Genomic DNA, 12,881 nt, shown 5'->3' with positions numbered 1-12,881 from the left:
ACACGATGCCAGCACGCCAAGAACCAAATGAGAGCCCGCGAACCGCGCCCGGCGACCTCGGCCACAGCCGAAGCCGCGAACCGGGCCTCGACGAGCTGCGGGAAGCGCTCGCCGGGGTCAGCGGGGCGGATGCGGAGACGCTGGGCGACGCTGAGGTGCGAGCCCGCGTTGCGCAGCTTGCCTGGTCCTGCACGGTCGAGCCGGGGGACGCGACGGCCGGGCTCCTGCTCGGCGCGCTCGGCCCCGCGGCGGCCTTCGAAGCCGTGTCCTCTGGCGCCCTCCTGCAACGGGCCCGGCAACGGGGGTCCGGGGCGGGCATCCCGCTCGCCGATCTTGCCTCAGCGCTGGAGCGATGGCACGACCGTCTCAGCATCGCGCGGACCGTTGCGATCCTGCGCAGCTCAGCACGGCTCGGCATCCGGGCCGTGCTGCCGGGCGCGCGAGAATGGCCAGTCCAGCTCGACGACCTCGGGCCGCACGCCCCCTGCGCGCTGTGGGTGCGCGGGTCCATGGAAGCACTCCTGCAGCTGACCTCGTCGGTCGCACTGGTCGGTGCACGCGCATCCACGAGCTACGGCGAAGAGGTGACGGTCCGGCTCGCGAGCGGGCTGGCCAACCGAGGCTTCGCGCTCGTGTCCGGCGGCGCGTACGGCATCGACGCGGTCGCGCACCGTGTGGCGCTCGCAGAGGATGCCCCGACGGTGGCCGTGCTCGCCGGCGGCCCTGACCGCCTCTACCCGCAGGGCAACAGAGCGCTCCTCGAGCGGATCATCGGGGAAGGGGCGCTCGTCACGGAGCTGCCCGTCGGCCAGGCGCCCACTCGCTGGCGGTTCCTCCAACGCAACAGGATCATCGCCGCCCTTGCTTCGGCAACCGTGGTCGTCGAGGCCGGCCGACGCTCCGGGGCCGCCAACACTGCAGCGCATGCGCTCACGCTCGGTCGACCGCTCGGGGCCGTCCCGGGCCCCGTCACCAGCGCCGCTTCGGTGGGCTGCCACCGTCTGCTGCGGGAGTCCGACGCGACGCTGATCACCTCGGCCGACGACATCGTCGAACTGCTGGGGCAAGGCCACGAGAATGAGCTGGCACTTCCCGATGGCGGGTCATGGCCGGAGAACCGGCGCTCCGATCGGAGTGCGCCACCGCGCCTCTCGTCCAACGCGGTCCGTGCGCGAGATGCGCTGCGAGCCGGGCGCCCGCAGCGTGTCGGGTCGGTCGCGGCGGCAGCTGGACTCACCGCCGGCGAGGCCGCGGCCGGACTCGCGGAGCTCGAGCTCGAGCGCCTCGCCACCGAGACCCCCGGTGGCTGGGTCAAGATCTCGACACCGAAGTGACGGCCGCCGTGGTCGTCTCTGCGCCCAGCGGAAAACCGCCCTCTCAGCGTGGTGGCTGGAGGTGCTCCCGGTAGCTGGCAACGACACCTTCCAAGTAGCGCACGATGACCTCGCGCTCCCGCTCGTCGAACTCCTGGGCCACGGAGTCGATGTCCATGATCATGGGTGCGAGCAGGCCCCGTGCCCTCGCCGTCGAATCCTCATCGGGGACGACGAGCACTCCGCGGCGGTCGCTGGGGTTCGGCTCGCGGCGCACGTGGCCGGCCTTGACGAGGCGATCGACGACGACGGTCACGGCCGCCGTCGTGATGCCGAGTCTGCGAGCGATGTCCGACGGCGTGAGATGGCCGGACGAGATGAGGTGCTGCATGGCGACGAGGTCGGTGTGGTTGACGTCGAGTTCCTTCGCGACGACGACCTCGTACTCGTCCGAGATCGTGAGGATCTCGCGCAGCAGCGCGGTCGACTCGTGGACGCGCGGGAAGGCGCGACCCTGCTCGGCACCGGATTGCATGGAACCCATCGTAGCGCTAGGTTTGCTAAGCAAATTGATTACTAGTGAAATTAGGCGGTTTCCCATGGGCGGGCTCCTTCGATTCATCATCGGCAAGGCGAGCGGTGTGATCGTCATCGCGGTCTTTGTCGTCCTCAGTGGCCTCGCGTTCGTCTGGGGATCGGGGGAGGGCGGCGACGTGGCACCCGCGGGAGACCTTCCCGCAACTGCCGAATCGGCGAAGGTTGAGGAAGCGCTGGCGACCTTCGAGACCGAGGACACCTCGGCGGCGCTCTTCGTGTTCCACCGCGACGGTGCGGCGCTCACCCCCGAGGACTTCGCCGCCGTCTCGGCCGCGAGCGCCGGTATTGCGGATGCGGCTGGCGTCGACATGCTGCCGCCGCCCTTCCCGGCGGAAGACGGTGAAGCGATGATCCTCACTGTTCCGCTCGACGCGACCACCGACGTGGACGCGCAGTCAACGCGGGCGGACGAACTGCGTGCCGCCGCGGCCGACGGGCTCCCCGAGGGGCTCATCCCCGTCATGACTGGGCCGGAGGGCTTCGCGGTCGACATCGCCGCCGTCTTCGAGGGAGCCAATTTCACGCTCCTCACCGTCACCGTGCTGGTGGTCGCGTTCCTGCTCATCGTCACGTACCGCAGTCCCGTGCTCTGGCTCATCCCGCTCTCCGTTGTCGGGCTCGCCGACGGGGTGGCGGGCATCGTCGCGACGCGAGTCGTCACGGCCTTCGGGCTGACGATGGATGCGTCGATCAAGGGCATCCTGTCGGTCCTCGTCTTCGGTGCTGGGACGAACTACGCGCTTCTGCTCATCGCCAGGTACCGCGACGAGCTGCGCGTCTCCGAGGACCGTCGCGAGGCAATGGCGACAGCGCTGCGCGGTGCGGGGCCCGCCATCATCGCCAGCGGCGGCACGGTTGCCCTCAGCCTCGCGACTCTGCTCTTCGCGTCGCTCGGTGGCAACGTCGTGCTCGGCCTGGCCTGCGCGATCGGCGTGGTCGTGGCTATGGCCTTCGCGCTCGCGCTCCTCCCGGCCACGCTGGTGCTCTTCCCTCGTGGGATCTTCTGGCCCGTCGTCCCCCGCGTGGGCGACGACCAGCACGGCAAGGGCTTCTGGTTCAAGCTCGGCACTGGCGTCTCGAAGCGCCCTGCCGTCGTCGCGGGCGCGGGCATCATCGTCCTCATCGCGCTGTCTGCGATCGCCCCGAGCATCAAGATCGGACTCGCCCAGACGGAGCGCTTCACCTCGACGCCCGAGGCGGTCGTCGGCCAGGAGCTCCTCAACGACCACTTCCCTGACCTTGCGGGCGCTCCGGCAGTCGTCGTCGCACAGTCGAGTGCGGCGGACACGGTCGCCCAGCGCGCCGCAGAGGTCGACGGCGTCGTGTCTGCGACGGTCGGCGACTCCAGCGGAACAGTCACTCGCATCGACGTCGGCCTCTCGTCGCCAGCTGAGACCGACGAGGCCCTCGCGACCGTGGAGCGCCTGCGCGCTGAGCTCTCGCAGATCGACGGTGCGGAGGCGCTGGTCGGCGGGCTCGACGCCCAGGCGCTCGACGAGCAGGCCGCCCAGGACCGTGATCAGCTCCTGCTGTTCCCACTCATCCTCGCCGTCGTCTTCGTGGTGCTCTTGCTGCTCCTCCGATCGCTGGTCGCCCCCGTCCTGCTCCTCCTCACGGTGGTCGGCTCGTTCTTCGCGTCGGTGGGCGCCAGCTGGCTCCTCTTCACGTACGTCTTCGGCTTCCCGGCGCTCGACACCTCGGTGCTGCTCTTCAGCTTCCTGTTCCTCGTGGCCCTCGGCGTCGACTACAACATCTTCCTGGTGACACGAGCGCGGGAGGAGGCCGTGAAGCACGGCACGAGGAACGGCATGATCCGGTCGCTCTCGGCGACGGGTGGGGTGATCACGAGCGCGGGCATCCTGCTGGCGGCGGTCTTCGCGGCCCTCGGTGTGCTTCCGCTCATCACGCTCACGCAGATCGGCATCATCGTGTGCGTCGGCGTACTGCTTGACACCTTGCTGGTGCGCACGGTCATCGTGCCCGCGCTTGCGTTCCTCACGGGCGAGCGCTTCTGGTGGCCGAACACGAGCATCGTCCGCACGTCCCACCCGGAGCGCGAGCATCCTGCACACGCGAAGCCGGCGCACGCCGAGGTTCGGCGACCCTACGATGGTGCCCATGCGGGAGCTCTCGGTGGCAGTGGATGCGTACCTGCGTTCGCTGCGCTCCGAGCGGGGGCTCTCGCCCCGCACTGCGAGGGCGTATGCCAGCGACCTGAGCCTGTTGCTCGACTTCTGTGAGTCGGCGGGAAGCGGCGATCCAAGGGCGTTGACCCTCGACGTGTTCCGCGATCTGCTGTGGGAGCAGACGCAGTCGGGGAAGGCGGCCTCGAGTATCGCGCGCATGGCTGCGTCGTTCCGCGGGTTCACGTCGTGGCTCGAGGAGACGGGTCGTGGCCCAGACGCGGCGCGTCGGCTGAAGAGTCCGAAGGCGGGTTCCACCCTCCCGCGCGTGGTCTCTGCGGACGGGATGCGGGGCATCCTGGACGCCCTCGGTGACCGCGCTTCGACGGGTGACCCGGTTGAGCTGCGGGATCTGGCGATCGTCGAGCTGCTCTACGCGTCTGGCATCCGTGTCTCGGAGTGCTGCTCGCTCGATCTGGGTGGTGTCGACCTTGCCCGGCGGGTTGTCAGGGTCGTGGGTAAGGGCGACAAGGAGCGAGTGGTGCCGTTCGGGGCTCACGCCGCGAGAGCTCTCGACCAGTGGCTGGAGGCGGGGCGCCCGATGCTGGCGCAGCCTCGATCGGGTCGCGCGCTGTTCCTCGGCGCTCGCGGTGGGCGATTGGATGCGCGCACCGTTTACGCTCTGGCCCGCGAGGTGCTGGGGGCTGCCCCGGGTGGCGGGCCGTCGGGGCCGCACACCTTCCGTCATACCGCCGCGACGCATCTGCTCGACGGTGGAGCCGACCTGCGGGCGGTGCAGGAAATTCTTGGGCATTCGGATCTCGGAACGACGCAGATCTACACCCATGTCTCTGCTGAGCGCCTGAAGGCCTCCTACCTGCAGGCGCATCCGCGAGCCTGAGCACCTCGTTCGGGTGATCGGCCGGCCGCGCGCTGCTGTCGTCTGATGATCTCGTCGGTGGGGCACCCGAGTGTGATCTGCGTCGAAGTCGGGCAGATGTGCGCGGCGCGCCGCGACGGTGTGATGCATCCGTCGCGGCGCGCCGTCGCGGTCAGAGTCGGAGTGGGCTCGGCGTCCGATGCTCGGGGCCTCACCCCCGCTCGCTGCCGGGAACGAGGCTCGTCACGCTCCGCGTCGCCTGCTCAGGGCGCCCCAGATGAGAGCTGCGAGCCCGGTCAGCAGCGCACCGATGCCCAGTAGGAGTGGCCAGCCGATTGCGGTCGCCCCGGTCTGCGCGAGCTCCGGCTGCGTGCTCTCTGGCGTCGAGGCGGCTGCGGCGGGCGTCGTCGGCTCCGTGGTTGGCGTGACCTGGACGGTGCTTGCCGTTGCCGTTGCCGTTGCCGTCGCCGAAGCTGGGGGCGTCATGGGCGTCGAAGCGGTCGGAGTGGCCGACGCGGTCGCCGGTGGCAGCTGTTCGGGTGTCGTCTGTTCGGGCGAGATGGAAGGGGCGCCTCCCTCCGGTTTCGCTGGCAGGGTGGGGGTCGCCGACGCCGTCGGGCTGACGGGTGGCACTGTGGTCGTCGGCGTCTCAACGCTCGTTGGCGTTGGCGTTGGCGTTGGTGTCGGTGTCGGTGTCGCTGCCAAGCTGGCCTTCGGGGTCGGGGTCGGGGTTGGCGTCGGTGTCGTCGTGGGCGTCGCGGTTGCGGTCGCCGTTGCCGCAGGGCTCGGGCTCGGGATGCGCGGGGGAGCCGCGGTGCGCGTCGGCGTCGGCGAGGTGGAGGGGGTGCTCCTCGTTGTGGACTTCACGGTCGGCGTGGGTACCGGCGTCGTGGCCGGGGGAGAAGTCGCCTCGGGTGAGCGCGGCACGCGGTCTTGCCCGATGGCGGTGAACTCACCGGGTACCGTCCCGCCGCTGCTCCCGAGTAGCTGTGCGCCCGGGGTGTGCAGGAGCAGGATCTTCGCAGCCCATGGCTCGGACGGCGACGCCACCTTCGCCGTCCCGCTTACCGTCACGGGTCCGCGCTCGAAGGCGGCTGAGGGCACGGTGAACGTCGCCGGCTCGCCGGCGGTGAGCGTGGCGGTGCTCGTTCCGGTCGAGGAGAACGTGGCTCCGCTGAGCATGACCACGCCGGTGACTCCGTTGATTCCGGACGCGAGTGTGACGCTCCCCTTGGTGGCATCCTTCGCGTCGGTCGTGAACTGCAGGCTGGCCGATTGGTTCGAGAATCCCTTCGCGCCCACCTTCGTCGCGCCCTCTCGGATGGTGGCCAGCGTCGCGATGACCGCCTGCTTCTGTCCGTCTGGGACGCGGCCAAGGTAGTGCTCGTCGCCGCTCGTCCCGTGGCTCGAGTATGCGTCAGGGGCTGCGAGCGACCACACGAACATGGCCACGGCGCTGGTCACGGCTGGGTCCGTCGACTGCCCGTGCGTCGAGATCGCCCAGTTGACGCGTGCGGTGTCGTCGTCGCTCATCTGGAACTGGCGGCCGTCGACGACGTCGCCCTTGGTTGTCTCGTCCAGCGGGCGTGGCAACCAAGGCTGCAGGCAGTAGACGTTGCGTCCCTCGAAGCTGTACGCCCCGATCCGGCCCTGTCCGCCGTTCTGCGCGTCGTCAAAACCCGGGCCGTAGTCGGCGGCACTCGCGGTCTGCGCCCCGGAGAAGAGCAGGAAAGTCGCGGCCATCGCCAGCATCGCGAATCCCGCGGTGGCTCTGATGATGCGGGCGACGAGCGTGGGCTGGTGGTGGTCCCCTCCTGGCTCGTGGAGTGCCGTGGGTCGATGCCGACGGGCGGTGCGTGGAGACATGTGGTGCCTTTCTGATGTGTGGTGTGCGTGACCGAGGTCACCGGTACAGCGGGAGGAGGACGGCGGCGGGCGGGCGAAGCGCACCGAAGCAGCGAGCTGGGTCGGCGTAGGACCCGCCTTGCCGAAGGCCGAGATGCAGGGCACCCTCAGGGGTATGACGATGCGCGGGGCTCAGCACCCCAATGCGCTGCCCGGGGTGGACGGCGGAGCCTTGGCTCAGGTCGGAGACGACCGGCTCGTAGCTCGTCACCGAGCCATCGGCGTGCTGCAGGGACAGCACAGGTCTGTCGACCACGAAGCCGGCGAAGCGGATCGTCCCGGCCGTTGGGGCGAGCACGGCCGCGCCTGGGCGTGCCGCGATGTCGATCCCGCGGTGTCCGGCGCCATAGTCCGTCGTGAGATCAAAGGCGCGAGTGACGCTCGGTGCCTCCTCCACCGGCCACAGCCAGGCGCACGGGGCGATCGAAGCGTCGACCTGCGTGGCCGTGAAGGTCGCAAGCCCGCACGCACACAGGAGCGCGACGATGCTTCCCGCTAGGATGCGGTGGCGTCGCGGGCTGGCGTGCTCGGGTTGTGGTTCGCTGCGCATGGAGGCATCGTGCTCCGGTCCGAAGGGCAGGGGAGCCCGGGTCGACGCTCCTGTGGACAAAGGCTGTCCACAGCGCAAAAGACACCCGAGTGACGCCCCGTTCCCTGCGACGTCCCGCCGGTGTAGACTGTCGCCAGCAGCCCGCCATGCGGGCTGACTTCGCGTGCCCACCACAACGCGCATCCACCGGTCTCCAGCACGTTCGTGCGGGAGCGGATGCGCGCAGGGCACCAGGCTGTGCGGCCGCCGGTCGCAGAGAACAACCGCGCGCAGGAATGCGCATTTGAAAAGGAGAACGACCATGGCAGTCGTTACCATTCGCCAGCTGCTCGACAGCGGCGTGCACTTCGGGCACCAGACCCGTCGCTGGAACCCGAAGATGAAGCGCTTCATCTTCACCGAGCGCAGCGGCATCTACATCATCGACCTCCAGCAGTCGCTGGGCTACATCGATGCTGCCTTCGACTTCGTCAAGGAGACCGTCGCACACGGCGGCACCATCCTCTTCGTCGGCACGAAGAAGCAGGCTCAGGAGTCCATCGCAGAGCAGGCAACGCGCGTGGGCCAGCCCTACGTGAACCAGCGCTGGCTCGGCGGTCTGCTCACCAACTTCGGCACCGTCCAGAAGCGCCTCAACCGTCTCAAGGAGCTCGACCTCGTCGACTTCGACGACACGACGCGTGGCTTCACGAAGAAGGAACTCCTCATCCAGCGTCGCGAGCGTGACAAGCTCGAGAAGTCGCTCGGTGGTATCCGCAACCTCTCGAAGACGCCTTCGGCGCTGTGGGTTGTCGACACCAAGAAGGAGCACCTCGCGATCGACGAGGCCAAGAAGCTCGGCATCCCGGTCATCGCGATCCTCGACACGAACTGCGACCCCGACGACGTCAACTACCCGATCCCGGGCAACGACGACGCCATCCGCTCCGTCGCACTGCTCACGCGCATCGTCGCCGACGCTGCTGCTGAGGGTCTGATCCAGCGCCACCAGAAGCCGACCGAGGGTCAGGCAGAGGTCGAGCCGCTGGCCGAGTGGGAGAGCGACCTGCTCCAGGGCGACGCTCCCGCTGCCGAGGCCGTCGTCGAGACGCCCGCCGAGACCGTCGAGGTCGAGGAAGCTGCTGCACCCGCAGAGGCGACCGAGGCTGTCGAGGCCGTCGAAGAGTCCAAGTAACTTCAAGCACTAGGGAGAACCCCACACATGGCTAACTTCACCCTCGCTGATGTCAAGGAGCTGCGCGAGCAGCTCGGGACCGGCATGGTCGACACGAAGAAGGCGCTCGAAGAGGCCGACGGCGACAAGGAAAAGGCCGTCGAGATCCTCCGCCTCAAGGGTGCGAAGGGCAACGCGAAGCGCGCTGACCGCTCCACCAGCGAAGGCCTCGTCGCCGCCAAGGACAACGGCAACGGCACCGCGACGCTCATCGAGCTCGCAACCGAGACCGACTTCGTGGCGAAGGGCGACAAGTTCATCGCTCTCTCGGAGAAGGTTCTCGACGCCGTGGCCGCCGCTGGCGCGTCGAACGTCGACGAGGCGCTTGCCGCCCCCGTCGACGGCACGACCGTCAAGGAGACCATCGACGGTGTCGCTGCGATCCTGGGCGAGAAGATGGAGCTCCGCAAGGTGAGCCTCCTCAAGGGCGCCAACTTCGAGATCTACCTGCACCGCACGTCGCAGGACCTGCCGCCGCAGGTCGGCGTGGTCGTGGCGTACGAGGGCGACGACGCGGCAACCGCGCGCGGCATCGCTCAGCACATCGCGATGTTCGACCCGCAGTACCTCACGCGTGACGACGTCCCTGCCGAGGCAATCGACAAGGAGCGGGTCATCGTCGAGGAGATCTCGCGCAGTGAGGGCAAGCCTGAGGCTGCCCTCCCGAAGATCATTGAAGGACGCCTCACCGGCTTCTTCAAGCAGATCGTGCTGCTCGAGCAGGACTACGCTCGCGACAACAAGCAGACCGTGAAGAAGATCGCTGACGCTGCAAACGTCAACGTCGTCGACTTCGGTCGCATTCGCGTCGGCGCGTAGAACCGCACCTTCACGAATTCGGGGCCGGATGCATCTGCATCCGGCCCCGTTTCGCGGTTCTGGGGCGCGTGCGCACGCGGCCCCTGAGACGTGGGCGCCCTCCACACAAGGTAGGCTCGTGGACGATCAGCGACCCCACAAGGAGCACACATGTCACCACAGGCCCCGCGCAGACGCGTTCTCCTCAAGCTCTCTGGCGAAGCGTTCGGTGCAGGCAAGATGGGTGTCGATCCCGAGGTGCTCACGAGCATCTCAAAGGAGATCGCAGCCGCCGCGCGTGACGTCGAAGTCGCCATCGTCGTTGGCGGAGGTAACTTCTTCCGCGGCGCTCAGCTCGCGAATGCAGGCATGGATCGGGCGCGTGCCGACTACATGGGCATGCTCGGCACGGTCATGAACGCGCTCGCGCTGCAGGACTTCATCGAACAGGCCGGCACACCCGCCCGCGTGCAGTCGGCCATTGAGATGCGCCAGGTCGCCGAGCCCTACATTCCGCTCCGCTCGAAGCGCCACATGGAGAAGGGTCGAGTCGTCATCTTCGGTGCCGGCGCCGGGCTGCCCTACTTCTCCACCGATACGGTCGCCGCCCAGCGTGCGCTCGAGGTCGGAGCTGATGTCGTGCTGGTCGCGAAGAACGGCGTCGACGGCGTCTACACCGCTGACCCGCGCAGAGACGAGAGCGCAGAGCTGCTGCACTCGGTCACGTACCAGGACGCCCTGCAGCGCGGGCTCAAGGTTGTGGACTCCACGGCGTTCAGCCTGTGCATGGACAACGGCATGGACATGCGCGTGTTCGGCATGAGCCCCGAGGGCAACATTGCGCGCGCAATCCTCGGTGAGGACATCGGCACCCTCGTGACCTCGAGTCTCGACTAGTCCGTACCTCGCACCCCGCGACAACTCCGTCAGCGCGCCGCGCCCTGCGCGTGGCGACCGCATCCCACCACCTCGGTAGGATGATGCAGAACGCCCTGGAAAGGACACCCCGTGATCAACGACGTGCTCACCGAGACCAAAGACAAGATGGCCAAAGCCGTCGACCACGCCAAGGAAGACTTCGCGACGGTGCGAACGGGGCGAGCGAACCCCCAGCTCTTCACGAAGATCCCGGTTGACTACTACGGCACCGCGACCCCGCTCGAGCAGCTTGCATCCATCGCGGTGCCCGAAGCTCGCGTGCTCGTGATCACGCCCTACGACAAGTCTGCGCTCAAGGAGATCGAGAAGGCGATCGTCTCCCACCCGAACCTTGGGGTGACCCCGAGCAACGATGGCAACCTCGTCCGGGTTGTCATGCCGGAGCTCACGGCGGACCGCCGCAAGGAATACGTCAAGCTCGTCCAGTCGAAGGCCGAAGAGGCTCGCGTCGCCGTGCGCAACATCCGTCGCAAGGCGAAGACCGATCTGGAAGCGCTGAAGGACGAGGTCGGCGAAGACGACATCACCCGCGGCGAGAAGGAACTCGAAACGGTCACGAAGTCCTACATTGACCGCATCGACGAGGCCTCCAAGCACAAGGAAGCCGAGCTCCTCGAGGTCTAATCGCTCGTGTCCACGACAGGGAGTGACGAGGCGGATCCCGCCAAGCTGTCGGACCCAGAGGTCCGGGAGCCGGTGACCGAGCCCGAAGCGCACGTCACGGCGAGCGCCTTCGGGCCGGCGGCTGGCGAGGCCGAGGCCCCACCGGTTGCCGACGACCCGTCGGCTGCGGCTGAGGTCCCGGTCATGCCCGGGGGCGAGAGCGCCCCGCCACTTGGGCCCCTCCGAGCGCAATCCCGACTCGGCGACACCGGGGCGAACATCCTGCACGACCTCGAGACGCGGGCCCAGTACGCCCGGACGCAGGTCAGAGAGCAGCGCGACAAGCTACGTGCGCGCAACGATGCGATCAACGCTCGCAGTGGTCGCAACCTCGCCTTCGCGGTGCTGTTCGGTGTCGTGCTCGGTGCCGTGCTCATCTCGAGTCTGATCTTCATCAAAGAGCTGTTCATCCCCTTCGCGATTGCGATGGTCGTCTTCGCGACCATCGAGCTCGCGAGCGCCATGCGAGGGGCGGGCCGCGATGTGCCCCGCATCCCGCTCGTCGCCGCCGCGGTCGCGATCATCCCCGCCGCGTACTACTTCCAGGTCGTGGGGCAGTGGGTCGCCCTGCTGGTCGGCGTTCTCGTTGTCACCGTGTGGCGTCTCGTGGAAGCTTCGACGTCCAGCGACAGGCCACCGCGCAAAGCTGTGTGGGCCGACTTCCTGGCTGCCGCCCTCATCCTCATCTACGTCTCGTATTTGGGGTCGTTCACGGTGCTTCTCACGGCACAGGAGGATGGCCAGTGGTGGGTGCTCGGCTTCCTCATCATTGTGGTCGCCGTTGATGTTGGCGCTTACGTGTTCGGACTCAACTTCGGCAAGCACAAGCTTGCACCCAAGATCAGTCCGGGCAAGACCTGGGAGGGCTTCGCGGGCGCGGCGCTCACCTCAATCGTCGTCGGCATCCTCGTGAGCGTTTTCCTGCTCGATCAGGCGTGGTGGTTCGGCCTGATCATGGGGCCCCTCCTTCTGATCACCGCCACCGCCGGTGACCTGACCGAGTCGATGATCAAGCGCGACCTGAAGATCAAGGACATGAGCTCGTGGCTGCCTGGTCACGGCGGGTTCTTCGACCGCATCGACTCGATCCTGCCCTCGGGTGCGATGGCGTTCGCGCTGTATTTCTGGAGTGCGGACAGCACGCTGTGGTGAGGGGCCGCGCGACGCGTCAGGGGTACGGATGCGGCGCTCCGGTCATGCCCCGCCGGGTAGCCTGCGCCATCTTGGCCCGTGATGCGGCAGAATGGTCCGCGTGAGCAGCACTTCATTCCCTCTGGCAGCTCGTGGCACTCTCGGCTACGACGCCGAAGAGGTCGACCGTGCATTTCGTGTCGCACGGCAGCGCTACGACAATTTCGACAACGGAACGCAGGGCAAGCGGCTGTCGACGAGCAGCATCCGCCACACGGCATTCACGATGCGCAAGGGCGGCTACTCTGCCCCGCATGTGGATGCGGCGCTTGAGCGCCTCGAGGACGCGGTTGCGATCCGTGAGCGTGACGAGCACATCGAGCGTGTGGGGCGCGATGCCTTCCTGCGGGAGACGAAGACCACCGCGCGCGCCGTGCTCGCTCGGCTTCGCCGAGAGGACGGCGAGCGCTTCGATCGCGTCTCGGTGTTGCAGCGCGGCTATGACGTGAAAGAGGTCGACGAGTTCTCTGGACGTCTCGCCGATTTCCTGCGTGGGGGTACCGCCATGTCGCTGCGCGAAGTGCGCGGGGTGGCCTTCACGCCGAAGCGTCACGGCTACAAGGAGACGCAGGTCGACCTGCTCATCGACGCCGTCATTGACGTCATGCTCGCCATCCGCTAGCTCGCGTCTCGCCTCAGAGAGGCCTGAGCGTTGTCAAATCGTAACCTACCCGTTACGATTGCCGGGTCCCCACTGCCCGTCGGATGG

General features: G+C 68.0%; 12 protein-coding genes. 9 read left to right on the top strand and 3 right to left on the bottom strand.

Annotated features, from left to right (window positions below):
* Positions 1–5 precede the first annotated feature (5 nt).
* The gene (gene dprA / locus ACPYN9_RS09390; RefSeq protein ID WP_424465971.1) at positions 6–1,334 is read left to right on the top strand and encodes a DNA-processing protein DprA; all 1,329 of its coding nucleotides are present in this window, start codon (positions 6–8) and stop codon (positions 1,332–1,334) included.
* Between the two features lie 43 nt (positions 1,335–1,377).
* Here dprA and ACPYN9_RS09385 read toward each other — a convergent pair whose 3' ends face one another.
* Positions 1,378–1,848 (bottom strand): MarR family winged helix-turn-helix transcriptional regulator, encoded by a 471-nt coding sequence (locus tag ACPYN9_RS09385; RefSeq protein ID WP_424465969.1) that lies wholly within the window; start codon positions 1,846–1,848, stop codon positions 1,378–1,380.
* A gap of 64 nt (positions 1,849–1,912) precedes the next feature.
* On the opposite strand from ACPYN9_RS09385, the gene ACPYN9_RS09380 reads away from it, so the two are divergent.
* Together ACPYN9_RS09380 and ACPYN9_RS09375 are read left to right on the top strand one after the other, a co-directional pair.
* A complete protein-coding gene (locus ACPYN9_RS09380) occupies positions 1,913–4,150 on the top strand; it encodes an MMPL family transporter (protein WP_424465968.1) in 2,238 nt (745 codons plus the stop codon).
* Entirely contained in the window at positions 4,044–4,934 is an 891-nt protein-coding gene (locus ACPYN9_RS09375; protein WP_424466004.1) for a tyrosine recombinase XerC, read from the top strand. The genes ACPYN9_RS09380 and ACPYN9_RS09375 overlap by 107 nt, the downstream gene beginning before the upstream one ends.
* Positions 4,935–5,156: 222 nt before the next feature.
* Here the strand turns inward: ACPYN9_RS09375 and ACPYN9_RS09370 are convergent, their stop codons facing one another.
* Positions 5,157–6,779: a hypothetical protein gene (locus ACPYN9_RS09370; RefSeq protein WP_424465966.1), complete on the bottom strand. Its 1,623-nt coding sequence runs from the start codon at positions 6,777–6,779 to the stop codon at positions 5,157–5,159.
* 37 nt (positions 6,780–6,816) lie between these two features.
* A complete protein-coding gene (locus tag ACPYN9_RS09365; protein ID WP_424465964.1) occupies positions 6,817–7,368 on the bottom strand; it encodes a peptidoglycan DD-metalloendopeptidase family protein in 552 nt (183 codons plus the stop codon).
* 301 nt (positions 7,369–7,669) lie between these two features.
* On the opposite strand from ACPYN9_RS09365, the gene rpsB reads away from it, so the two are divergent.
* The 6 genes from rpsB (at position 7,670) to ACPYN9_RS09335 (ending at position 12,794) form a co-directional block, all read left to right on the top strand.
* On the top strand, positions 7,670–8,542 hold the full coding sequence (gene rpsB / locus ACPYN9_RS09360) for a 30S ribosomal protein S2 (protein WP_424465963.1): 873 nt from the start codon (positions 7,670–7,672) through the stop codon (positions 8,540–8,542).
* Positions 8,543–8,569: 27 nt separating this feature from the next.
* Complete coding sequence (gene tsf / locus ACPYN9_RS09355) at positions 8,570–9,400, top strand: translation elongation factor Ts (protein WP_424465961.1); 831 nt, start codon at positions 8,570–8,572, stop codon at positions 9,398–9,400.
* 150 nt (positions 9,401–9,550) lie between these two features.
* A complete protein-coding gene (gene pyrH / locus ACPYN9_RS09350; protein WP_424465959.1) occupies positions 9,551–10,276 on the top strand; it encodes a UMP kinase in 726 nt (241 codons plus the stop codon).
* Positions 10,277–10,387: 111 nt separating this feature from the next.
* Complete coding sequence (gene frr, locus ACPYN9_RS09345; RefSeq protein ID WP_424465957.1) at positions 10,388–10,942, top strand: ribosome recycling factor; 555 nt, start codon at positions 10,388–10,390, stop codon at positions 10,940–10,942.
* A gap of 6 nt (positions 10,943–10,948) precedes the next feature.
* On the top strand, positions 10,949–12,133 hold the full coding sequence (locus ACPYN9_RS09340) for a phosphatidate cytidylyltransferase (protein ID WP_424465955.1): 1,185 nt from the start codon (positions 10,949–10,951) through the stop codon (positions 12,131–12,133).
* Positions 12,134–12,233: 100 nt separating this feature from the next.
* Positions 12,234–12,794, top strand: a complete 561-nt coding sequence (locus ACPYN9_RS09335; RefSeq protein WP_424465953.1) for a DivIVA domain-containing protein — start codon at positions 12,234–12,236, stop codon at positions 12,792–12,794.
* Positions 12,795–12,881 lie beyond the last annotated feature (87 nt).

The organism is Pseudoclavibacter helvolus (assembly GCF_049707175.1).
Classification (GTDB): Bacteria; Actinomycetota; Actinomycetes; order Actinomycetales; family Microbacteriaceae; genus Pseudoclavibacter; species Pseudoclavibacter helvolus_A.
The sequence above is the reverse complement of the archived record's forward strand: the minus strand, read 5'-3'. Positions and strand labels throughout refer to the sequence as shown.

Bases quoted from the DNA above. Each gene is read 5' to 3' on its own strand.
- dprA (WP_424465971.1), top strand. From the start codon at position 6: ATGCCAGCACGCCAAGAACCAAATGAGAGCCCGCGAACCGCGCCCGGC.
- ACPYN9_RS09385 (WP_424465969.1), bottom strand. From the start codon at position 1,848: ATGCAATCCGGTGCCGAGCAGGGTCGCGCCTTCCCGCGCGTCCACGAG.
- ACPYN9_RS09380 (WP_424465968.1), top strand. From the start codon at position 1,913: ATGGGCGGGCTCCTTCGATTCATCATCGGCAAGGCGAGCGGTGTGATC.
- ACPYN9_RS09370 (WP_424465966.1), bottom strand. From the start codon at position 6,779: ATGTCTCCACGCACCGCCCGTCGGCATCGACCCACGGCACTCCACGAG.
- ACPYN9_RS09365 (WP_424465964.1), bottom strand. From the start codon at position 7,368: ATGCGCAGCGAACCACAACCCGAGCACGCCAGCCCGCGACGCCACCGC.
- rpsB (WP_424465963.1), top strand. From the start codon at position 7,670: ATGGCAGTCGTTACCATTCGCCAGCTGCTCGACAGCGGCGTGCACTTC.
- tsf (WP_424465961.1), top strand. From the start codon at position 8,570: ATGGCTAACTTCACCCTCGCTGATGTCAAGGAGCTGCGCGAGCAGCTC.
- pyrH (WP_424465959.1), top strand. From the start codon at position 9,551: ATGTCACCACAGGCCCCGCGCAGACGCGTTCTCCTCAAGCTCTCTGGC.